The sequence below is a fragment of the Acinetobacter sp. WU_MDCI_Abxc222 genome, from assembly GCF_025514755.1.
GTDB lineage: Bacteria > Pseudomonadota > Gammaproteobacteria > Pseudomonadales > Moraxellaceae > Acinetobacter > Acinetobacter geminorum.
On the sequence record NZ_JAHPVG010000002.1, the window covers coordinates 290,539 to 312,611 of the forward strand.

Below are 22,073 nucleotides of genomic sequence, written 5' to 3' on the forward strand. Positions count from 1 at the left end.
AGACAAGACGATTATTTCTTTATTGCATTTAATACTGCATACGCTGCCTTAATGCGTTCTTCATTTGGAATACGTTTATTGGTTAACATGACTAAACCAATATTTTCTTTTGGAATAAACACCACATAAGATCCAAAGCCATTTGTTGAGCCAGTTTTGTGGAACATCTTAACTGAAGGTTCTTTGGAAATGGCAGTCACTTTATTAGGCTTCATCACGATTTGCTCTGAATTACTGTCTAATAAAGTTTGTAAAGGTGCTGGATAAGAAAATTCTTCCCAACCCAATGCTTGATACATCGTACCGACTTGATAGAAACCTTGATGTGTTTCACTAATTGCACGTTGAATATCTTTCGGATATTTCTGTGGGTTGAGGTTGGCATTAATAAAAGTCAGCATATCTGGTAGTGTCGATTTAACGCCGTACGCAGGGGCATCTAGCGGACCAGGGTTAACTCGGATCGGCTGATTTTCTTGGTTATAGCCATATGCATAATTTTGCATTTGAGTTTTAGGCACATTTACATAGCTATTTTTTAAATGGAGAGGTGGAAAAATTGTTTTTTCTAAGACTTGGTCAAAAGGTTTATTCATAGACAAAGCCACAATTTTTCCAAATAAGCCAATACTTGGATTTGAATATTGTCTGTATTCACCGATTGCGTTTTTAGTTTTCCAATCTTTGAAAAAAGTTAAAACTTGTTGGTCTGTTTGAACTTCATCTGGAAATTGCAAAGCAAGGTTGCCACTTGTATACGTCGCAAGTTGAAGAAGATTAACTTGGTCAATCGGTGTATTTTTTAGTTCTTTCCAATATTTTCCGGGTGTGTCATCAAAAGAGATTTTTCCTTTTGCTTTTGCATATCCACCAGCTGTAGCGGTAAATAATTTACTGACCGAACCTAGTTCAAAAATGGTACTGCTATTTACGGCTTTTTTATCCTGAACGGATTGTAGGCCATAATATATTTCATATTTTTTATTATTTTGAATGACCCCCACGGCCATACCAGGCACATCATATTTATCTAATAAAGGCTTAAAATTTTGATCTACCAGTTTTTTAACTTCTTGTTCTTTTGGTGTATTGCCCGCATAAATTGAGGTACTAAAAATAAAAAGAGGCGGTAAAAGTAAGCAAGAAATTTTTTTAAATCGCATGATGAACTCATAAATTATTTAAAAAGAAAGATGCGTACTTTTATAACAAAAATCACTTAATTTAATTGTTATGTTTTATAGATTAAGTGCTTTAACTAGATATAAAAAAGCCCAACGTCGTCGGGCTCTTATTTTTGCATTAAAACCAGATTAATAACTTTCTGGTACTGCGCTTAAAAATTCACGGCGTGCTTCTTTATCGGTTTTAAAATCGCCGACAAATGAAACTGTACGAGTTGTAGATTCTTGTTTACCTACACCACGCATCATCATACACATATGTGCTGAATCGATAACTACAGCAACACCACGAGCGCCAGTCACTTCAGCAACGGCTTCTGCGATTTGTTGAGTCAGATTTTCCTGAATTTGCAAACGGCGAGCAAACATCTCAGTAATACGTGCAAATTTAGATAAACCGAGAACTTTGCCTTCCGGTAAATAGGCTACATGAACACGGCCGTAGAATGGGAGGAGATGATGTTCGCAAAGCGAATAGAATTCAATATTCTTCACCAATACCATTTCATGGTTATCTGATGGGAAAACAGCATTATTGGTGACTTCTTCTAAAGTTTTACTATAGCCAGAAGTTAAATATGAAAAAGCTTTAGCCGCACGCACAGGCGTATCTTTAAGGCCGGGACGATCAAGATCTTCACCGACGGCAGTCAGGATATTTGCGTACGATTGCTGCATTGACATAAGACGTATAAGTTTACTCTATTAGACAAGCTCGGCATTGTATCAGAAACATGACCTGATGTTCATAACTCCTCGCACTATATTTATTCTGGTTTTATGTGTGTTTAATAAAAGATGAATAAATTTCATGTTTTTTATCGTTAATAGTCAAGAGTTTGAACGTCAAATGTGTATTTAATGTTGATAGGTTCTAAATGATCGCCTAATGGCATCATATTTGCACAGATGCAGTGTTATAGAGCATAAGGATAAAACATGTCAGAACGTCCAATCACCTTCTTTTTCCGTGGTAGCCAGCAGCAAGTTGAAAATGTAACACCCACAATGACAGTTTTACAATTTCTGCGAGAGTATATCCAAACTGGTAAGACCAGGCAGACCGCCACAAAAGAGGGCTGTGCTGAGGGCGATTGTGGTGCATGTACGGTAGTGATTGGTGAGTTGGTCAATGAAAGCTTGCAATTACGCAGTGTGAATGCTTGCATTCAGTTTTTACCTACTTTAGATGGTAAGGCTTTATTTACAGTAGAAGATCTTTGTACATTATTGCCTAAAAAGGATGGGGCACTTCATCCGGTTCAACAGGCGATGGTCGATATGCATGGTTCACAATGCGGGTTTTGTACTCCCGGTTTTATCATGTCTTTATGGGCAATGTATGAAAATGAGCAACACTGTCCAAGCAAAGATCAAGTCAGTAATTATCTTTCTGGAAATTTGTGTCGTTGTACAGGCTATCGCCCTATTTTCGATGCAGCACAAAAAGCATATGACTATCCACGTATTTTATTAAAACGTCAAAAAGTAATTGAAGTATTAAAAGAGATCAAAGCATTGCCTGCGTTGCATTTGAATGATCATGCTCAACAATTTTTTGCACCAAAGACTTTGCAGGATTTTGCCGCTTTACGGTTACAGTTGCCGCAGGCACGTATTGTTGCTGGCAGCACAGATGTTGGTTTGTGGGTCACAAAGCAAGGCCGTAATTTAGGAGATATGCTTTATATCGGTCAGGTTGAAGAACTCAAAAAAATTGTAGTCACAGATCATGCTTTAACGATTGGGGCAAATGTAAGTTTGAGTGATGCACTCATTAAAATTTCAGATGTTTATCCTGACTTTCAAGAATTACAGCGCCGTTTTGCTTCCATGCCGATTAAAAATGCAGGAACTCTAGGTGGAAACATTGCCAATGGTTCGCCTATTGGCGACTCAATGCCGGCATTAATTACGCTAGGTACACGATTGATTTTGCGTGCAGGTGTGCAGACCCGTGAAATTGCTTTGGAAGACTTTTATATAGATTATCAAAAAACAGCATTACAACTTGGTGAGTTTGTTGAGGCAATTATTGTTTCGCTTCGTGAAGGGCAGACGCGTTTTAAATTTGCCAGCTATAAAATTGCTAAACGTTTTGAGCAAGATATTTCTGCGGTATGTGCGGCCATTTCATGCGAGTTAGATCATTATGATGTCGCTCACAATGTAAAAATTGCTTTTGGTGGCATGGCAGCTATTCCCAAACGTGCAAAATATGCAGAAGCCATATTGGAAGGCCAGCAAATTACAGCAGCATTGATCGTTCAGGCACAAGAGGCCTTATCGCAAGATTACCAGCCTTTAGATGACGGACGCGCTAGCTCGGCATATCGTTTACAAGTCGCAAAAAACTGTTTACAGCGCTTTTATGTAGAAAAAATTCTGTCTCAAACGATCACTCGTGTGAATGACTTGATTGCTGTGGTGGAGATCTAACATGAATCAAACGATTGACTTCAGTGTTTCTAAAAAATCGGCTAAAGCTGGCGACTCCATTCCACATGAAAGTGCGCATTTACATGTGACTGGACAGGCAACTTATATTGATGATTTACCCGAGCTTGAAAATACGATGCATCTAGCGGTCGGATTTTCAAATTGTGCCAAAGGCAAAATCAGTAAGTTTGATTTGGATGCCGTACGTCAGGCTGATGGTGTTTATGCAGTTTTTTCGGCAAAAGATATCGAGGTTGAAAATAATTGGGGACCAATTGTTAAAGATGACCCGATTTTTGCTGAGGGGCAGGTTGAGTTTTATGGACAAGCTTTGTTTGTGGTTGTTGCTGAGAGTTATCAGCAAGCTCGTCAGGCAGTTCGCTTAGCAAAAATTGAGTATGTGCCTGAAACTCCGATTTTAACCATTCAAGATGCGATTGAAAAAGAATCGTGGGTTTTACCACCTGTAGAATTTAGCCATGGTGAAGTTGAGCAGGCATTTCAAAACGCAGCACATCTACTATCAGGTTCTATTGAACTGGGCGGGCAAGAGCATTTCTATCTTGAAGGGCAAATTTCCTATGCGATTCCACAGGAAAATCAGAGCTTAAAAGTCTATTGCTCTACACAACATCCAACCGAAATGCAGTTACTGATTTGTCATGCATTAGGCATGAATATGCATCAGGTCAGTGTGGAAAGCCGTCGTATGGGCGGTGGTTTTGGTGGTAAAGAGTCGCAGTCGGCACAGTGGGCATGCATTGCATCTTTGGCAGCGCAAAAAACAGGTCGTCCGTGTAAATTGCGTTTAGATCGAGATGACGACATGAATGCTACAGGCAAACGTCATGGTTTTGCTTATGAGTGGTCTGTGGCTTTTGATGACAGTGGTGTTTTGCAAGGCTTGAAGGTTCAATTGGCTTCAAATTGCGGTTTTTCGGCTGATCTTTCTGGGCCAGTGAATGAACGTGCGATTTGTCATATTGGCAACGCTTATTATTTAAATGCGGTTGAGCTACGTAACTTACGTTGTAAAACCAATACTGTTTCCAATACGGCATACCGTGGTTTTGGTGGACCGCAAGGCATGTTTGTCATTGAAAATATTATTGATGACATTGCTCGTTATTTAGGTTGTGACCCTGTTGAAATTCGACAGCGTAATTTCTTTGCTGAGCAGCCTGGCGCCGGACGTGATCGCATGCATTATGGGGCAGAAGTTCGTGATAATGTTGCTCCTCGACTGGTGGCCGAATTATTGCAAAGTAGCGATTACGCGAAACGTAAACAGAGCATTCATGCCTTTAATCAGAGCAATGACATCATTAAGCGTGGTATTGCGCTAACACCATTAATGTTCGGTATTTCATTTAATGCCGTGCATTACAATCAGGCAGGTGCACTAGTCTATGTGTACATGGATGGCACTGTTGCGATTACGCACGGTGGTACAGAAATGGGACAGGGGTTATATACCAAAGTACGGCAGGTTGCTGCACATGAGTTGGGTTTACCCATCGATAGTGTTCGTTTAATTGCAACCGATACTTCCCGGGTGCCAAATACTTCGGCAACTGCAGCATCGAGTGGAGCAGATCTAAACGGTAAAGCTGTTCAAAATGCTTGTATTAAGATTCGAGAGCGTCTGGCAAAACTTGCAGCAGACATAAGTGATAGTGACGCAGAGCAAGTCCAGTTTGAAGATAGTATGGTTTCAACAGCGAATGGTCATTCATGGACATTTCCTGACTTGGTTCAACGGGCATATATGGCACGTGTACAACTATGGGACAGTGGTTTTTATAAAACGCCAGAAATTCACTATGATCAGGTCAACCATTTAGGGCGTCCATTTTTCTATTATGCTTATGGCGCAGCGGTCAGCGAGGTCGCAATAGATACGCTAACTGGCGAAATGAAAGTGTTACGTGCTGACATTTTGCATGATGTTGGACGGTCAATTAACCCTGCAATTGATATTGGACAAATTGAAGGTGGTTTTGTCCAAGGGATGGGGTGGCTCACGACAGAAGAGTTGTATTGGCAGCCTCAAGGACCGCACGCAGGACGCTTATTTACCCATGCGCCTTCAACGTACAAAATTCCGACCAGTTTTGATATTCCGCATATTTTTAATGTCAAACTGTTTGATAACCAAAATCAGGCAGATACCATCTATCGCTCCAAAGCGGTAGGTGAACCCCCATTTATGTTGGCATTATCTGTTTTCTCTGCAATTCGTCAGGCTGTACAGGCGGCTATTCCAGAAAATGCACCGCTCGTACTCAATGCTCCGGCAACTGCCGAAGAAATTTTACGTGCAATTGCGATTGGGCGGGGACAAGCTTTGGCTAAACGTCCACAAGCTAAAATGTAGAAGATTATGCAACATTTACAATGGTGGACTGATTTTGTAGCGTGGCACGTCGATGCTCTACCTATGGTATTGGTCACAGTGGTCCGCGCTGATGGTTCAACACCACGAGAAGTTGGTACAACCATGTTATTGCGGTTTAATTTGCAACAGCAATGGCAGCAATCCGATACGATCGGTGGCGGGCATTTAGAATTTCAGGCTATTGATATTGCTAAAGCAATGTTAAAAGAAACGGGAATTTCTGTGAGGCGTATTGAACGCTTTAACCTCAGTGCTCGGTTGGGGCAATGTTGTGGTGGGGTGATGTGGTTATTGTTTGAAAAAATATCACCCGCTGTAACCCCGTCAGATTTATCCATGAGTTTGCAAGCATGGCGAGCTGGAAGGCATATATGGCGTACCGTCTCACATCAATATGCGTCCACTTGGCAGATTATGGGCATGGAACAACAACCAAGTTTCGAGTTTGATTCTGACAGTAGTGAGCAATGGCAATTTGGCCAGCAGATTCAACCAAATACCATGCACGTGCTGATTTGTGGAGCAGGGCATGTGGGTGAAGCAATTGTCCGTTGTTTATTGCCTATTGGGGTGAGGATGAAATGGATTGATCCACGTGATGATATTTTCCCATCCGATTTACTGGAAAAGGTTCAATGTTTAACGACTGATACGCTTGAAGCCGAGATTGAGCATTTTGACCGTTCAGGTGCAATTTTAATATTAACTCACGATCATCAATTAGATTTGCAACTGTGTTTTGCAGCTTTAAAACCTACGACAAAACCATTTGCTTATGTTGGGATGATTGGCTCAAAAAGTAAAAGGGCTATTTTTGAGAAACGTATGCAAGTACGCGGTTATACTCCGGAAACATTACAACGCTTAGTTTGCCCTATTGGTATAGAAGGGATTTCATCGAAACACCCTGCAACGATTGCCATTGCAGTAGTTGCTCAATTATTGCAGGTGTTTGATGTAAAAAAATGATCCCAAAGGATCATTTTTTTTGTTCGAACTTCGGATTTTTTTCTGCTCGTTTAAGCAGTACGAGAACAGCACCTGTGCCGCCTTGATTTTCTGGAGCACTTACAAAAGCCAAAACATCGCGGTGTTGACGTAACCATCCGTTGACATAGGTTTTTAAGACCGCTTCTGGGCCTTTACCATGTACAATTTTGATAACATTTTGATTTTCATCTTTTGCCATCTGGATAATTTGTAAAACTGCGTCACGTGCTTGTTCAATGGTACAGCCGTGTAAATCTACAGCTTCAAACCAACGCATCTTGCCTGCTTTTAAGTCTTCAAAAACCTTATGTTGCAGAGTCGCAATGCGATAGCTTAACGTTGCTTGGCTTGCGACTGGATTTAAAGCAGCTTGAGTATCTGATAACTCGGCATGCTCGGTATCACGGCCACCTTCTGCGGCTGCACGTTTCGCTAGAGTTTGTGCGTCGACTTTTCTGGCACGAGGTGTTTTTACATCGGCAACATTACTATTGTTGATGCGTTTCACACCTGCAACAGCCTGTTGAAATAGATGTGTATCTTCCAATTCTTCAGACTCAGCCTGAGCTTTTTTAGTATCAGGCTGATTTGCGATTTTGCTTGAATGAGGATTGGAGATTTGCTTTTTAAATTGCTTCAATAACTTTTGTTGCTCTTTAGAAAGCGATGAATCTTTATTACTCATATATCTTCATTAAACCGTTTGAGGTTGTCCAAAAAGTGCAGTAAAAGCTTGATCTGGACGTGGTTGTTTCATAAAACTTTCGCCCACCAAGAAACTGTGAATATCATGCTCTTGCATCATACGCACATCATCTGGTGTCGCAATACCGCTTTCAGTGATTAATAAACGTGAGGTCGGAAGTAATTTTTTCAATCGAATGGATGTATTTAAATCTACATCAAACGTTTTTAAATTACGGTTATTCACGCCTAATAAACATTGCTCAGAAAGCTTTAACGCTCGTTCCATTTCTTCTTCATCATGAACTTCAACCAATACATCAAGTTGATGTTCAAACGCAGTTTTTGACATTTCTTCGAGTTGCTGGTCAGACAAACAAGCAACAATTAATAAAATACAGTCCGCATGCAAAGCACGTGCTTCAACTACATTATATGGATCGATCAGAAAGTCTTTACGTAAAGCAGGTAGGGCACAATGATTACGAGCAATCGCAATATTTTCATCTGCACCCTGAAAGAAATCAACATCTGTCAGTACCGATAGACATGCTGCTCCAGCTTGTTCATATTGCTGGGCAATTTCGGCAGGATTAAAGTCTGCGCGAATGATTCCTTTTGATGGAGAGGCTTTTTTTATTTCAGCAATCACACCAGGGCGTTTATGTTTTAAAGCGTTGGCAAAGCCACGCACTGGAGTTGCGGCTTTTGCTAATTCTTCAACATCTTGCAAATTACGTTGTTTTAAACGCGCAGCAAGTTCCTCATGTTTACGGTCAACAATTTTACCTAAAATGGTATTTTGAATATTAATCATGAGAAATCCTTAATCTGCCTGAGATTGCTTTAATGTTTTGGTAAATTCAGCCAAAACACTCATTTTTTCTAAAGCTTGTCCGCCATAGATAATATCTTGGGCGAATGTAACAGCTTGAGCATAGGTTTGAGTAATGCCTGAGACATAAATACCTGCCCCCGCATTAAGCGCAATCATATTTGCTGCTTTTTCACCAATGTCAGATTTATTTTTACCCAATGCATCTTTGATCAGCTTTAAGCTTGCTGCAGCATCTGCTACCACTAAACCATTTAAAGTTTGTGATTCAATCCCGACATCTTCTGGATTAAGCGTCCATTCGGTAATTTCACCATCTTTGAGTTCAGCAATAGCGGTAGGAGCAGCAAGGCTAATTTCATCAAGTCCATCTCTTGAATGAACCACCATGACATGTTCAGCACCAAGCTGCTTCATAACCTCGGCAATTGGACGGCAAAGTTCATCTGAAAATACACCAATCACAAAGCGTTTTACGCCGGCCGGATTCGTAAGCGGGCCGAGTAAATTGAAAATGCTACGAACACCAAGCTCACGACGTGGGCCGACAGCATATTTCATTGCTTTATGATGGTTTGGAGCAAATAAAAAACCTACACCCATCTCACGGATGCAGCGCTCAGTTTGTTGCATGTCTAAATCAAGGTTAATACCTGCCTGCTCAAGTAGATCAGATGAACCTGATTTACTTGAAACCCCTCGGTTACCATGCTTTGCAATGGTTGCGCCTGCTGCTGCAATGACAAAGCTTGAAGCTGTAGAGACGTTAAATAAATTTTGCCCATCGCCACCTGTGCCGACAATATCAACTAAATATTTGATATCGCTAACATCGATCTTGATCGCAAATTCACGCATGACACGTGCAGCAGCAGTAATTTCGTCAATACTTTCACCTTTCATGCGAAGGCCCATCATCAAAGCACCAATTTGTGCTTCGGTTGCCTCACCTTGCATGATGCTACGCATAATGTCTTCCATTTGCGGCTGAGTCAGGTGAATATTTTTTGTTATATGGTTAAGTGCTTGTTGAATATTCATAGGGATCACTTATGCATAAATATCTAAAAAGTTTTTAAAGATTTGATGGCCATGTTGACTCAAGATAGATTCAGGATGGAACTGCACGCCTTCAACAGGCAATGTCTTATGTTTAACACCCATGATTTCTTCCATGGAGCCATCTGTTTCATTGGTCCAACACGTTACTTCAAGGCAATCAGGCAGTGTTTGCTGATCAATCACCAATGAATGATAACGAGTCGCCGAGAAAGGGCTAGGAAGATTACTGAAAATACCTTTATTGCTATGGTACATATCAGATAAACGTCCATGCATCACCGTTTTGGCTCTTACAATTTTTCCGCCAAAAGCTTGCCCAATACTTTGATGCCCTAAACACACGCCAAGCAAAGGAATTTTTCCAGCAAAATGATTAATTGCAGGAATTGAAATACCAGCTTCACTTGGAGAGCAAGGGCCAGGACCAATCACAAGATATTTTGGTTGCCATCGTTCAATATCCTCTAACGTGACTTGATCATTGCGAACTACTTTTACTTCCTGATTCAACTCGCCAAAATACTGGACGATGTTGTAGGTAAAAGAGTCGTAATTGTCGATCATTAGAAGCATGATGAACTTAACCTCATGATAATTAATATATATTTAATAAGTGACTAAAATAGTTACCCATATTGATACCCGTTTTCAGAAAGGGCTTTCTAGATATATAAAATAAGAAGCCGCTTTCTAATGGGCTAATATAGCAAAAAAAGAAGTAACCAGTTTAACTATTTCATTCGTTAGAAATTTGCAGAAAAAAAGCTTTGGGAAGGTGGAGCTTTTTAAAATTATAGATAAGTATTAATAAGACAAAATATGCTTTTCATTAGAAATAAAAATTATTCTGCCTTATTCAAACAAGAAGATTAAATTTTACGTGTGTTATAGATAAGCCAATCTAAAACATCGCCAGATAAATGTTCGGCCAGTCTTTCTTGAACAGTTTGATGATAACCATTTAACCAGTCTTTCTCTTCATTCGTTAGCATGTCAACGACGATACAATCTAAATGAATCGGGCAAAGGGTCAGCGTTTCAAACTCTAAGAAATCACCGTAGGTTTTCTCAAACCCTGAGTGAAGTTTGTTTGCAACCAGATTTTCAATACGAATGCCGTATTGTCCTTCATGGTATAAGCCCGGCTCGTTAGAAATAATCATTCCTTCACGCAATTTGCTATAGGCATGAATAGGCGCGTAATAAGAAAGAACTTGCGGCCCTTCATGAACATTAAGCGCAAAGCCTACACCGTGACCTGTTCCGTGTCGATAATCTAAACCATGTTGCCATAAAGTATGGCGACAAATTGAATCGAGTAGAGGAGCGGCTAAACCTTCTGGATAAATCGCTTTTGCCAAGGCAATGTGACATTTTAAAACCAGAGTATAGTCACGTTTTTGTTGCTCTGTTGGCGTGCCGACGGGTACAACACGGGTAATATCCGTTGTTCCATCTACATATTGCCCACCTGAGTCAATTAACAATAGACCATCACCTTCGATAAATGAATAGTGCTCTTCAGTTGCACGGTAGTGGGGTAGAGCACCATTAGCATTAAAGCCAGCAATCGTTGAAAAACTCGGCCCTATAAATCCATCTTGTTGAGCACGGAAAGCTGTAATTTTCTCATCAATAGTTAGTTCTGAAATGCTTTCACCATGATGAAGGGCTTTCTCTAACCAGTGGAAAAAGTGGCAAAGAGCGACTCCATCTTTAACCATTGCGTGACGGATATGAGCAATTTCGCTTTCATGCTTACGCGATTTAAAAAGTGTACTCGGATTGATGTCATATACAACCTGAATATCTTTTGCGATAGCCTGTTCATGAAAAATCGATACTTTGGCGGGATCTAAAAGTACTGAGGTATCAGAGATATTCGATAAAAACTTAGCGGTATCTTCGTAGTTACAAATTTCAATACCATCGGCTGCTAAAGCTTGTTGAATGCTTACATCAACTTTTTCAGCATCAATAAAAACAATAGCTTGCTCTGCATTAATATATAAATGAGAAAGAAAAACAGGGTTATATTCTACATCTTGCCCACGTGCATTTAAAACCCAAGCAATATCATCTAAAGATGAAATAAAATGACCCGCAATATTCTTGTTAGCTAAGTTCTCGCGAATTGCCTGAATTTTTTCTTTACGAGAGAGGGCATTTAATCCTTCAGGCATCAAATGGATTTTTTCTGAGGGAAGTTCTGGACGGTCTAACCAAATCTCTCCAACTAAATCTTGCTGGGTTTCAAGTTTATAGTGATTAAGTCGTGAAGTATGTTCGAGCGCCTTAAATTGTTGAGTGGATAATGTTTGGCCATTTACTGAAATGACTGAACCAGTTGGTAGATTTTTCTCAATCCACGCGAGATGTGTAGAAGTTTCATCACTGGTCAGTTTTTGTAATTGAAAGCCAGTTCCAGCGAGTTGTTGTTCGGCTTGTACCCAATAGCGACCATCTGCCCAGAGCCCAGCAAAGTTTTGAGTTACGACTAGCGTACCAACAGAACCACTAAAACCGCTTAACCACTGCCTTACTTTCCAATAGTCGGGTAAATATTCTGACATATGGGGATCAGCACTCATCACAACAAACGCATCAATCTGCTGAGTACGCATGAGTTTGCGAAGTTTCTCTAGTTTTTCTGGAACAGTTAAAACGCTCATATAGTTTCCAAGTCAGGTTGAACTTTGCTGGTACTTTTGTTCATTAATCTATTGATAGGTTTCTTTAATAAAAATAACACGATTGCACCAACGATTAATGCCAAAACGCATCGCATAAAGAGAGTCGGTAAATGATCAATACCATCTGACGATACGTGCCCGCCAATGAGACCAGCGATGAGATTACCTAAAGCTGAGCCAGTAAACCATAGTCCCATAATTTGGCCTCGAATCACATCAGGTGCAAGTTTAGTCATAGTTGATAGCCCAATCGGGCTTAAACAAAGTTCTCCCATGGTAAGCAAAAACAAAGTTCCTACTAACCAAAATGGTGAAACTAAGCCGCCAGCAATTGCGAAACGACTGGCAAAAGACATGACGAGAAAGCCGCCAGCTGCAAGTAACAATGCAATGATAAATTTACTGATATAGCTTGGATCTTTATTTGATTTACCTAGTCTTGCCCAAAGCCATGCTGCAATTGGAGCGAATATAATAATAAAAAGGGCATTGATTGATTGGAACCATACAGTTGGGATTTCAAATCCGAAAACCATACGATCTGTATAGTCTTGCGCAAATAAATTAAAAGAAGTTGGTTTCTGTTCAAAAGCAGACCAGAACAATGCTGATGTTGCTAATAAAACAAAACAAATAATAATTTTAAATTTGTCATGTTGCTCTAAATTCAAGAAAAGTAATAAATAAGCAAAGTAAGCAATAATGCCGATACCAATTCCAACTGTTAAATAAGTTGCTACCGCGACTGGATTAATATGAATGACACCAAATAAGGTAAGAGTAATAATGACTGCAACTGCGAATAAAAAGCTAAATACAATTTTAGGAGCATTTTTATTTTCTACGACAGGCTTATTGCAGTTGTCAGTTTGTTGGCGCAACTGATTGAAAGACTGTAGCTGTGGAATCGCTAATGTACGAAAAATAAGTAAAGCAATCAACATTCCAAGGCCGCCAATCCCAAAACCTAGATGCCAGCCATGATCGCGAGCCAATATACCTGTAATAAGCGGGGCAATAAACGACCCCATATTAATCCCCATGTAAAAAATGGAGAAACCAGCATCGCGCCTACTATCCTGAGCTTTATATAATGTTCCCACAATTACCGAAATACAGGTTTTAAATAATCCTGAGCCAATAACAATAAGGACTAAACCGAAATAAAAAAAGAATTGATCAAAGAGTGCGGTTAGAGCAATAGATAAATGGCCCAATGCAATAATAATAGAACCATACCAGACCGATCGTGCCTGACCTAACCAGTTATCGGCAATCCAGCCACCAAAAACGGTCATTAAATACATAGATCCAGCAAATAACCCAACAATCGCGGCTGCAGTTGGACGGTCAAGGCCTAAACCATCGTCATTAACCATTGCGATCATATAAAGAACGAGTAAAGGCCGAATTCCATAATAAGAAAATCTTTCCCAAAGCTCTGTAAAAAATAAAGTTTTTAATGGTTTTGGATGGCCGAAAAAAGCTCTGTCATATTGTTCGAGTTCATGCTTCATTTCAAATCCTTTGAACATATTTGTAGTTTAGATAAAACAAAACTTTTAGTTTGTTTAATTATAAAAAAAAGTTATGTTTTATTTTTTAGATTTTTTAAAATGAAAAAGCAAGTTGGTCATGTATAAAAAAGGTATATAACAAATGGTAAAAAATTAGAAGTTGAAACTATCAGTTGAAAAGATTCCTCTTAGCGCACCAAAGCTGATCAGGCCAGCACTAGCGTAAAACTACGATGGGAAAAATTAAATTTGCACTTTAAAACCTCAACCTTTCTATGGATGAGCAGTTAAGAGTGGTAGACGATATTATTTAAAAAAATTGTGTAGAGTCACTTAGACACCGTATTTATGTTTAAAGCTTTTTGGCAACGGCATATTATAGATTCCATCGTCTAATTTAGAAATTAACAGTTTCATCGGGAATAGATTATTATTTTTAAGCATTACAGTAAGAAAGTCAGATTTCTATATAAGAAAGTATTATGATCACAAATTACTGTTAGATATTGATGCGGTGATTCATATTAGCGCAACAATTTTGCACTAAATTAGGGCGATTGCGAGCTATTCTTGTATGCCATAATTTGAAAATGTCTGAATATGGTGCATTTAACTATGCAAACAGTATAATGGGTTCAAGACAAGGGGCCTAAATCATGGATAGTTATAAGCAATTCAATGTTTTAGGTAAGTCTTATAAAGTTGGTATGAGAATTGCTATATAAATACCAGCAACTAACACGCACTTAACAAGTGCAACAAAATTTCATTGGAGCAAAATGAGCATGGCGAACAAGGTCCTTCAACTCATACAAGAAAGTGGCGCAAAATGGGTCGATTTTCGCTTTACTGATACTAAGGGTAAAGAGCAGCACGTAACTTACCCAGCTGATTCTATTGATGAAGATACTTTTGAAGACGGTAAAATGTTTGATGGTTCTTCAATTGCTGGTTGGAAAGGCATTGAAGCATCTGACATGATTTTACGTCCAGATGCGGAAACTGGTTTTATCGACCCGTTCTTTGCTGAACCAACTGTAGTTGTGACTTGTGACGTTATTGAACCTTCAACTGGTCAAGGTTATGAGCGTGACCCACGTTCGATTGCTCGCCGTGCAGAAGAATACTTAAAATCTACAGGTATCGGTGATACTGCATTCTTTGGTCCAGAACCAGAATTCTTTGTATTTGACGAAGTGAAGTGGGACATCGATATGTCTGGCGCTCGTCATACATTAATCGCTGAAGAAGCTGCTTGGTCTACTGGTAAAGATTACGAGTCTGGTAACTCTGGTCACCGTCCACGTGTTAAAGGCGGTTACTTCCCAGTTCCTCCAGTTGATTCTTCACAAGATATGCGTGCAGAAATGTGTGCAAAAATCGAAGACATCATGGGCCCAGGTCGTGTAGAAGTACATCACCATGAAGTTGCTTCTTGCCAGTTAGAAATTGGTGTAAGCTTCAATACACTTGTACGTAAAGCTGACGAAGTTCAACAGTTCAAATATGCTGTTTGGAACGTTGCACATCAATATGCAAAAACAGCTACGTTTATGCCTAAACCAATGGTAGGCGATAACGGTTCTGGTATGCACGTTCATATGTCTATCTCTAAAGATGGCAAGAACTTGTTTGCTGGTGATGAATATGCAGGCCTTTCAGAAATGGCATTGTATTTCATCGGTGGTATCATCAAGCACGCTCGTGCATTGAATGCAATCACAAACCCATCTACAAACTCATACAAGCGTTTGGTTCCTCACTTCGAAGCACCAATTATGCTTGCTTACTCAGCACGTAACCGTTCTGCTTCTATTCGTATTCCATACGTTTCTAGCCCTAAAGGTAAGCGTATCGAAGCTCGTTTCCCAGACCCAATGATGAACCCGTACTTAGGTTTCGCTGCATTGTTAATGGCTGGTATCGACGGTATCCAAAACAAGATCCATCCGGGCGAAGCTGCTGATAAGAACTTGTATGATCTTCCTCCAGAAGAAGAAGCAAAAATCCCAACAGTTGCTCATAGCTTAGATATGGCTCTTGAAGCACTTCAAGCAGATCACGAATTCTTGTTAAAAGGTGGCGTGTTCACTAAAGAAATGCTTGATGCATACATCGAACTTAAAACTGAAGATGTACGTCGTCTTAACACGACTACTCACCCAGTTGAATTCGATATGTACTACAGCTTGTAATACATATTTCATAAAAAAGCCTGCTTATGCAGGCTTTTTTTATTGCTTGGAATGTTGATTGAATTCTCTACGTTTTTTATCAAAAATTTGGAGTAAACTAGGTGCGAGTTTTCATGTGAGCAGATTATGCGTAAACGACAACCAGTACTTAAACAGGGAAAGGCTTTAAATCCTGAGTTGAAAATATGGTTGTATGCTTCTGGTTCTCTGACTCAACAATTAACTGAGCTTGGTGGTGGCCAGTTCAGTGTGAAGCCCTTTAAAGAACACTTTCAGCGTTTAACTTTTGCAGATAGTCAATGGATGAACATGTCTCATGCTCATACTTCATGGGTGAGGGAAACCTATTTATATGGCTGTGAAGCAGAGCCGTGGGTGAAAGCAAAAAGTATTTTTCCAATTCAAAGCTTACAAAAAAAAGCGCGTATATTTCAGCACATTGGTTCTAAACCGATTGGCTTTTTTCTATTCCAAAGAACAACACCGCTTTGTGACCGTCGTGTCATTCGTTTGCCAGAAGGCTGGACGCGACAAAGTTGCTATACTTGGCATGGATGTAAATTTATCGTCCAAGAAACATTCTTACCGGCTTTTGAAGCTTTTTTAAATCAGCAGCACGACAAGGAATTACTATGACGACTGCAACAGGCACAACATGGCGTCAGCGTTTAGAGGCTTATTATTATCTATGTCGATTTGATAAGCCAATTGGTACTGAACTGGTGTTTTGGCCAACCATGTGGGCACTTTGGGTTGCATCAAAAGGAATACCTGATTTAGGTATTTTATTTGTCATGATTTTAGGCGTGATTTTTATGCGCGCTGCTGGATGTGCGATTAATGACTTTGCTGATCGTAAAGTAGATGGTTATGTAGAGCGTACTAAAACCCGTCCGCTCGCAACTGGAATTATTCGTGCAAGAGAAGCTGTATATGTATTCTTGGGCCTTGTTTTAGCAAGTGCGTGTCTGTTGTTCTTTTTACCGATCGAAACCTTCTACTGGTCATTTGGGGCATTATTTCTAGCGTTTATTTATCCATTTATGAAACGCTATACCAACTTACCTCAAGTATTTTTAGGCGCAGCATTTTCATGGTCTATTCCTATGGCCTTTACCGCTGTAGGTAAAACTCCAGATTTAACTTGCTGGTTGCTCTATTTTGGTAATTTGGCTTGGACTGTGGCTTATGACACTCAATATGCAATTACAGACCGTGAATATGATTTGAAGATTGGCGTGAAATCTACAGCTATTCTTTTTGGTCGATATGACATCCAGATTATTGCGTTTTTACAAGCATCCAGCCTTGTTTTGATTAGTACTGCAGTATATTTAGAAAATATCTTATTCCCATGGGCGATTATTGCTTTAGCTGTAGTCGCATTTGATTTTGTATATCAAACAATTAAAACCAAAGACCGCAACCCTCAAGTCTGTTTTTGGGCATTCCGTCACAATCGTTGGGTAGGATTAATCATTTTTCTAGGAATATTTTTAAATTTCATATAGTAAAAATGACCGTGAGGTTGAAAAGTGTTCTATGCAGAGCACTTTTTTTATGTCTTAATATTTGTGCATAAAAAATATGCGGAATAAAGAACACATAAAAAGGATATTCTATGAAACGGTCAAAAATTGCTTTAGCTATAACATTATCAATTTCAGCACTATTTCTTACAGCGTGTAATGACGATGATGATGACTACACAGGGATAGACACAAATAAAGCTTATGTCTCAGAAAGTAATTACGCAATTGATAAAGTTGATAATGCTTCATCAATTAAAGTCATGACTTATAACATGACAAATGTTCAAGGAAAAACTGCAACTGCTACAGCAATGGTATTGTTTCCAAAAGCAATACAACCGAAAGATGGTTATCGGGTAGTGGTATGGGAACATGGAACAGTTGGGGTGGGTGATGGTTGCGCACCAAGTAAAAATGCAATTAATCCGAGATTTAAAATCCTTGCTGAGACTTTGTTGGCAGCCGGTTATGTCATTATTGCGCCAGATTATGAGGGGCTAGGCACGCCAGGCGTACATCCGTACTTAAACTTATCTAGTGAAGCAAAATCTGCATTAGCCGCAGTCAAAGCAGCCAAAGAGCATTATGGGACTCAGTTAAAAGGCGATTGGATGTCAATTGGTCAGTCTCAAGGTGGACATGCCTCATTGGGTACTGCTGAGTTTGCTAATACGGATGTAAGTTATAAGGGTGCTGTAGCTGGAGCACCTGCTTCAAGCTTAGGAACAATCATTCAAATTTATATTGACCCTGCAATGAATCAAGATAGTAATTTTGCAGTTAGTAAGCTAGATCAGGCAATTAGAGCGCGTAGACAGATTGATGCAGCGATTGCTGCAGGACAAATGTCTCCAAATGATCCGCTAGCGCTTGCTGTACCTACAATTGATAAAACTGCAGAAGGATATGCCGAATTATTAGCATATGCAGCATTCGCAAGTGCAGGGATTAAAGCTCAGCAACCAGACTATGACTTGAAGGCAATTTTTACATCGGGAGCGGCTGATATTGCAGAATTGGCTTATGGCCGTACTGGTGATGATGGTGCTTGTTTAAGTTACCCTACACCTGATACTGCGAATGGGTTGCAAGAGAAATTTAAAGCGGGAATCTTAGCCTTCTTGGCTGACCCTACACATCAAATTACCCAGTACGGTATTGATCTAAATAAATTTAAAGCAGATCAAGTTGTTCAACGCTTCTTGACGGCGACTCAACCTGCTACCAATGCTACTGCTGAGAAAGTTATTAAAACACCGGTATTTATTATTCAAGGCGAAAAAGATCAAGCGGTATTGCCTGTGGTAACGCAAGGCTTATTTGATAATATGAAAGCGAAAGCTGCGGATTTGTTCCCACAAGCAGGCTATGATAAAGGCTATAAGCTAACTATTGTACCGAACGCAACTCATACACAAGCAATCGTATGTCAAAATGCCAATGCTGTAGATTTCATTCAAACTAATATGTCAGCGGGTACGGGTATTGTGCTGACTGATGCACAGAAAGATGCCAGCCAAAGTCCACACTGCACAGGTAAATTCTAAGATTTATTTGTTGAATTAGAAAATAGCTTTAAAAAAGAGCCACTTTATAGTGGCTCTTTTTGTTATATTGTTACGCATTCTGAAATCGATATTATTTGAGTTTGAAGAACTTATGAGCCAGCAATCTGTTGAAAAAAAATCTGTTCCTTGGTTATTAATGGGATTAGGTTTACTTATTCCTTTTCTGATTATTGGAATACTTTTCTTGGCTGCAAAAAGTGATGCTCAGAATAAAAAGCAATATGAACAGCAGCGTTTAGAAATGGAAAAAAGAATAGCTGAGAAAGAAGCTGCTAATTCTGACAAGAAATAACAGTAGTTTTTAATAAATATCTTTTTGTAGCTGGCGTACACTCGGGATGTTTGTATAGCGTCTTACGATATAACCTGCCTCTATGAGCATTTGATCACGAAGACGATCTTCTTCTACTTTCTCAAGGTGAGTAGGGTCATCTAGCTCAATAATGGCTATTACTTCCATGTTTTCATCAAGCAAAACAAAATCAGTGACTTTACGGTTGAACTGACTACGGACCTTATAATCATTACTGGTTATTAATGCACTAAAAGCCACTTGTGCTAACACATGATAATTTGGAAAACTTTGTTTTAAACGTATAAACATTTGAGTTTCAAAATTTGTAATGACAGGACGAGCAAAGAATTTTTGTCTTGGAAATAAATATGGACGTAAACAGACAAGAAGAAAAATACAGGTGCTTATGCAACCCAAAACAATAAAAAATAAATGACTCGATTCGAACATGTTAAAGCATCATACAAATAAAAACCCACTCATGATGAGTGGGTTTTTAAGAATCTTGGCTCTCCCACCTGGGCTCGAACCAGGGACCTGCGGATTAACAGTCCGTCGCTCTACCGACTGAGCTATGGGAGAATCTGGAAAAGGATTTTAGGCAGGAAAGGGGGCTGGGTCAAGCCTTAATAGCAGAATTAAAGAGAATATCTCATCGTTTGGTTTAAAAATACTCGAAACGTTGATTTTATTAAGAATAATAAAAAGTACTAAAAAAAAATCAGAAAAGAAAAAGCCCGCAATAAATGCGGGCTTTTAGAATCTTGGCTCTCCCACCTGGGCTCGAACCAGGGACCTGCGGATTAACAGTCCGTCGCTCTACCGACTGAGCTATGGGAGATTAGTAGATGGCTCTCCAACCTGGGCTCGAACCAGGGACCTGCGGATTAACAGTCCGTCGCTCTACCGACTGAGCTATTGGAGAATCTGATGCGCATTTTATGGATGAAATCTAAAAGCGTCAATAAGAATATTAAAGAAAATGAATCGTTTGCTTGATTAATATGCTTTTGCTGTATTAAAAATAAAAAAAACCACCCAAAACAGGGTGGTTTTTCATACAGAAATAAAATTATTTCTCTACACCAGCTGGTTGACCTGCAAGTTTTGCATTTGCATAATCCCAGTTCACAAGGCTTTCTAAGAAAGTTGCGATGTATTTAGGACGTAAGTTACGGAAATCGATGTAGTAAGCATGTTCCCATACGTCAATTGTTAATACAGCAATTTGACCATGTGCAAGTGGAGTGTCTGCATTAGAAGTTTTAGTAATAGATAATTTACCATTTACTTCATCAGCAACTAACCAAGCCCAACCTGAACCGAATTGAGTTGTTGCAGCAGCAGTAAATTCTTCTGCAAACTTTTCGTAGCTACCAAAAGCTTCGTCAATTTTAGCAGCGATTGCGCCAGTAGGCTTACCACCACCATTTGGCTTCATGCTGTTCCAGTAGAAAGTGTGGTTCCAAACTTGAGCAGCATTGTTGAAAATACCAGCTTTAGATGCATCACCAGCAGTTGCTTTAATGATTTCTTCTAAAGTTTTACCTTCAAGGTCAGTCCCTTTGATTAAGTTGTTTAAGTTAACAACATAGGTATTGTGGTGTTTATCGTGATGATATTCTAAAGTTTCTTTACTAATATGTGGCGCTAAATCATCATAGCCATATGGAAGTGCAGGTAAAGTAATGGTTGTCATGTTCCTATTCCTTGCATTTGCTGGGTTATACAATTAAGTGGCTCTATTGTAAATGATTCTGGTCACAATAGGGCATCGTTTTAAAGAACTATACACAATAAAGATCTAATTAATACGCATAACACAGATTGAAAAAAAGACTTAATTAAATCGGATTATTCAATTCAAAATATTCAGCTTCAATTGAAAACTGTTTTGAGATCGCTTGTGCCAAACGCTGAACTCCATAACGCTCAGTAGCATGGTGACCACAGGCGAAATAGTGAACTCCTAATTCTTTTGCTTCATAAAAAGTTCGTTCACTGACTTCACCTGAAATGTAAGCATCACAATTTTGCAAAGCAGCTTTAGCAATAAAATCTTGAGCTCCACCTGTACAGAAGCCTACTTTTTGAATACTTTGTTTTTCTGCGGGCAAATGAATTACCTTAAAATCAAAACTGTTTTGTAGTTTTGTTTTAAATTCATCCACAGAAACTGCTTGCTCTAAATAACCAATATTACCAATTGGATGTTTCTCTGTTAAATCGAGTGGTTCTAAATTCTGCAAGTTTAGTTTTTCTGCAATGGCTACATTGTTACCCAAAGTTGGGTGGGCATCTAAAGGTAGGTGGTAAGCGACTAATGAAATATTATTTTGAATGAGTTTTTTAATGCGATTGCCTCGCATTCCCGTAATTGGATACGGTTCGCCTTTCCAAAAATAACCATGATGTACGAGTAATAAATCTGCATTTTGAGCAATTGCTGCATCAATTGCATCTTCGGAAGCAGTAACCGCACAAACGATACGTCTTACTTCAGTTGAACCTTCAATTTGCAGGCCATTAGGTGCGTAATCTTTAAATTCTGCCGCTTTTAAGGTTTGGTCGCACCACTGAATAATTTCATGCAAATTCGCCATGATATTTCCTGAATTGAGTAGTAAATAATTGCTAAAGCTATAGAAACATATTTTGTTGTGTAACTAAAGCTAGACAAA

19 protein-coding genes and 3 tRNA genes are annotated in these 22,073 nt (G+C 39.4%); 8 read left to right on the plus strand and 14 right to left on the minus strand.

Going from position 1 to position 22,073, the window contains the following annotated elements; genetic code table 11:
• Positions 1 to 11: 11 nt before the first annotated feature.
• Both blaADC and folE read right to left on the minus strand, forming a co-directional pair.
• Positions 12 to 1,163, minus strand: a complete 1,152-nt coding sequence (blaADC, locus tag KTJ10_RS05325; RefSeq protein ID WP_262441518.1) for an ADC family extended-spectrum class C beta-lactamase — start codon at positions 1,161 to 1,163, stop codon at positions 12 to 14.
• A gap of 150 nt (positions 1,164 to 1,313) precedes the next feature.
• The gene (gene folE / locus KTJ10_RS05330) at positions 1,314 to 1,862 is read right to left on the minus strand and encodes a GTP cyclohydrolase I FolE (protein ID WP_002118643.1); all 549 of its coding nucleotides are present in this window, start codon (positions 1,860 to 1,862) and stop codon (positions 1,314 to 1,316) included.
• Positions 1,863 to 2,123: 261 nt separating this feature from the next.
• On the opposite strand from folE, the gene xdhA reads away from it, so the two are divergent.
• From xdhA to xdhC, 3 genes are read left to right on the plus strand one after another with little or no spacing between them, the layout of a single operon-like run.
• Positions 2,124 to 3,623: a xanthine dehydrogenase small subunit gene (gene xdhA / locus KTJ10_RS05335; RefSeq protein WP_262441519.1), complete on the plus strand. Its 1,500-nt coding sequence runs from the start codon at positions 2,124 to 2,126 to the stop codon at positions 3,621 to 3,623.
• Between the two features lies 1 nt (position 3,624).
• Positions 3,625 to 6,000: a xanthine dehydrogenase molybdopterin binding subunit gene (xdhB, locus tag KTJ10_RS05340; protein ID WP_262441520.1), complete on the plus strand. Its 2,376-nt coding sequence runs from the start codon at positions 3,625 to 3,627 to the stop codon at positions 5,998 to 6,000.
• 6 nt (positions 6,001 to 6,006) lie between these two features.
• Entirely contained in the window at positions 6,007 to 6,990 is a 984-nt protein-coding gene (xdhC, locus tag KTJ10_RS05345; protein WP_262441521.1) for a xanthine dehydrogenase accessory protein XdhC, read from the plus strand.
• A 10-nt stretch (positions 6,991 to 7,000) separates the two neighbouring features.
• On the opposite strand, the gene KTJ10_RS05350 is transcribed toward xdhC, so the two are convergent.
• From KTJ10_RS05350 to KTJ10_RS05375, 6 genes are all read right to left on the minus strand, one after another.
• Positions 7,001 to 7,696, minus strand: a complete 696-nt coding sequence (locus KTJ10_RS05350; protein WP_068929526.1) for a Smr/MutS family protein — start codon at positions 7,694 to 7,696, stop codon at positions 7,001 to 7,003.
• Between the two features lie 9 nt (positions 7,697 to 7,705).
• Positions 7,706 to 8,512: an indole-3-glycerol phosphate synthase TrpC gene (gene trpC / locus KTJ10_RS05355; protein ID WP_078225159.1), complete on the minus strand. Its 807-nt coding sequence runs from the start codon at positions 8,510 to 8,512 to the stop codon at positions 7,706 to 7,708.
• 9 nt (positions 8,513 to 8,521) lie between these two features.
• The gene (gene trpD / locus KTJ10_RS05360; RefSeq protein WP_108011262.1) at positions 8,522 to 9,571 is read right to left on the minus strand and encodes an anthranilate phosphoribosyltransferase; all 1,050 of its coding nucleotides are present in this window, start codon (positions 9,569 to 9,571) and stop codon (positions 8,522 to 8,524) included.
• Positions 9,572 to 9,580: 9 nt separating this feature from the next.
• Positions 9,581 to 10,165 (minus strand): anthranilate synthase component II, encoded by a 585-nt coding sequence (locus tag KTJ10_RS05365; RefSeq protein WP_063099311.1) that lies wholly within the window; start codon positions 10,163 to 10,165, stop codon positions 9,581 to 9,583.
• A 296-nt stretch (positions 10,166 to 10,461) separates the two neighbouring features.
• Positions 10,462 to 12,264, minus strand: coding sequence for an aminopeptidase P family protein (locus KTJ10_RS05370; protein ID WP_262441522.1), 1,803 nt, complete (start codon positions 12,262 to 12,264; stop codon positions 10,462 to 10,464).
• On the minus strand, positions 12,261 to 13,820 hold the full coding sequence (locus KTJ10_RS05375; protein WP_262441523.1) for a peptide MFS transporter: 1,560 nt from the start codon (positions 13,818 to 13,820) through the stop codon (positions 12,261 to 12,263). The genes KTJ10_RS05370 and KTJ10_RS05375 overlap by 4 nt, the downstream gene beginning before the upstream one ends.
• Before the next feature lie 761 nt (positions 13,821 to 14,581).
• Between KTJ10_RS05375 and glnA the strand changes: the two genes are divergently transcribed.
• From glnA to KTJ10_RS05400, 5 genes are all read left to right on the plus strand, one after another.
• The gene (gene glnA / locus KTJ10_RS05380) at positions 14,582 to 15,997 is read left to right on the plus strand and encodes a type I glutamate--ammonia ligase (protein WP_002052696.1); all 1,416 of its coding nucleotides are present in this window, start codon (positions 14,582 to 14,584) and stop codon (positions 15,995 to 15,997) included.
• A 126-nt stretch (positions 15,998 to 16,123) separates the two neighbouring features.
• The gene (locus tag KTJ10_RS05385) at positions 16,124 to 16,633 is read left to right on the plus strand and encodes a chorismate--pyruvate lyase family protein (RefSeq protein ID WP_262441524.1); all 510 of its coding nucleotides are present in this window, start codon (positions 16,124 to 16,126) and stop codon (positions 16,631 to 16,633) included.
• Positions 16,630 to 17,508 (plus strand): 4-hydroxybenzoate octaprenyltransferase, encoded by an 879-nt coding sequence (gene ubiA / locus KTJ10_RS05390; RefSeq protein WP_262441525.1) that lies wholly within the window; start codon positions 16,630 to 16,632, stop codon positions 17,506 to 17,508. Before KTJ10_RS05385 ends, ubiA begins: the two co-directional genes overlap by 4 nt.
• Positions 17,509 to 17,618: 110 nt before the next feature.
• Positions 17,619 to 19,076 (plus strand): lipase family protein, encoded by a 1,458-nt coding sequence (locus KTJ10_RS05395; RefSeq protein WP_262441526.1) that lies wholly within the window; start codon positions 17,619 to 17,621, stop codon positions 19,074 to 19,076.
• Between the two features lie 112 nt (positions 19,077 to 19,188).
• The gene (locus KTJ10_RS05400; RefSeq protein WP_000082790.1) at positions 19,189 to 19,389 is read left to right on the plus strand and encodes a hypothetical protein; all 201 of its coding nucleotides are present in this window, start codon (positions 19,189 to 19,191) and stop codon (positions 19,387 to 19,389) included.
• Between the two features lie 9 nt (positions 19,390 to 19,398).
• Here the strand turns inward: KTJ10_RS05400 and KTJ10_RS05405 are convergent, their stop codons facing one another.
• From KTJ10_RS05405 to KTJ10_RS05430, 6 genes are all read right to left on the minus strand, one after another.
• A complete protein-coding gene (locus tag KTJ10_RS05405) occupies positions 19,399 to 19,842 on the minus strand; it encodes a DUF2726 domain-containing protein (protein ID WP_262441527.1) in 444 nt (147 codons plus the stop codon).
• Between the two features lie 56 nt (positions 19,843 to 19,898).
• Positions 19,899 to 19,974 (minus strand) — tRNA-Asn (locus KTJ10_RS05410).
• Between the two features lie 183 nt (positions 19,975 to 20,157).
• Positions 20,158 to 20,233: transfer RNA gene (locus KTJ10_RS05415), tRNA-Asn, on the minus strand.
• A gap of 8 nt (positions 20,234 to 20,241) precedes the next feature.
• Positions 20,242 to 20,317 (minus strand) — tRNA-Asn (locus KTJ10_RS05420).
• Positions 20,318 to 20,464: 147 nt separating this feature from the next.
• Complete coding sequence (locus KTJ10_RS05425; RefSeq protein ID WP_000208083.1) at positions 20,465 to 21,091, minus strand: superoxide dismutase; 627 nt, start codon at positions 21,089 to 21,091, stop codon at positions 20,465 to 20,467.
• Positions 21,092 to 21,236: 145 nt separating this feature from the next.
• On the minus strand, positions 21,237 to 21,995 hold the full coding sequence (locus KTJ10_RS05430; protein ID WP_087087702.1) for a Nif3-like dinuclear metal center hexameric protein: 759 nt from the start codon (positions 21,993 to 21,995) through the stop codon (positions 21,237 to 21,239).
• Between the last annotated feature and the right edge of the window lie 78 nt (positions 21,996 to 22,073).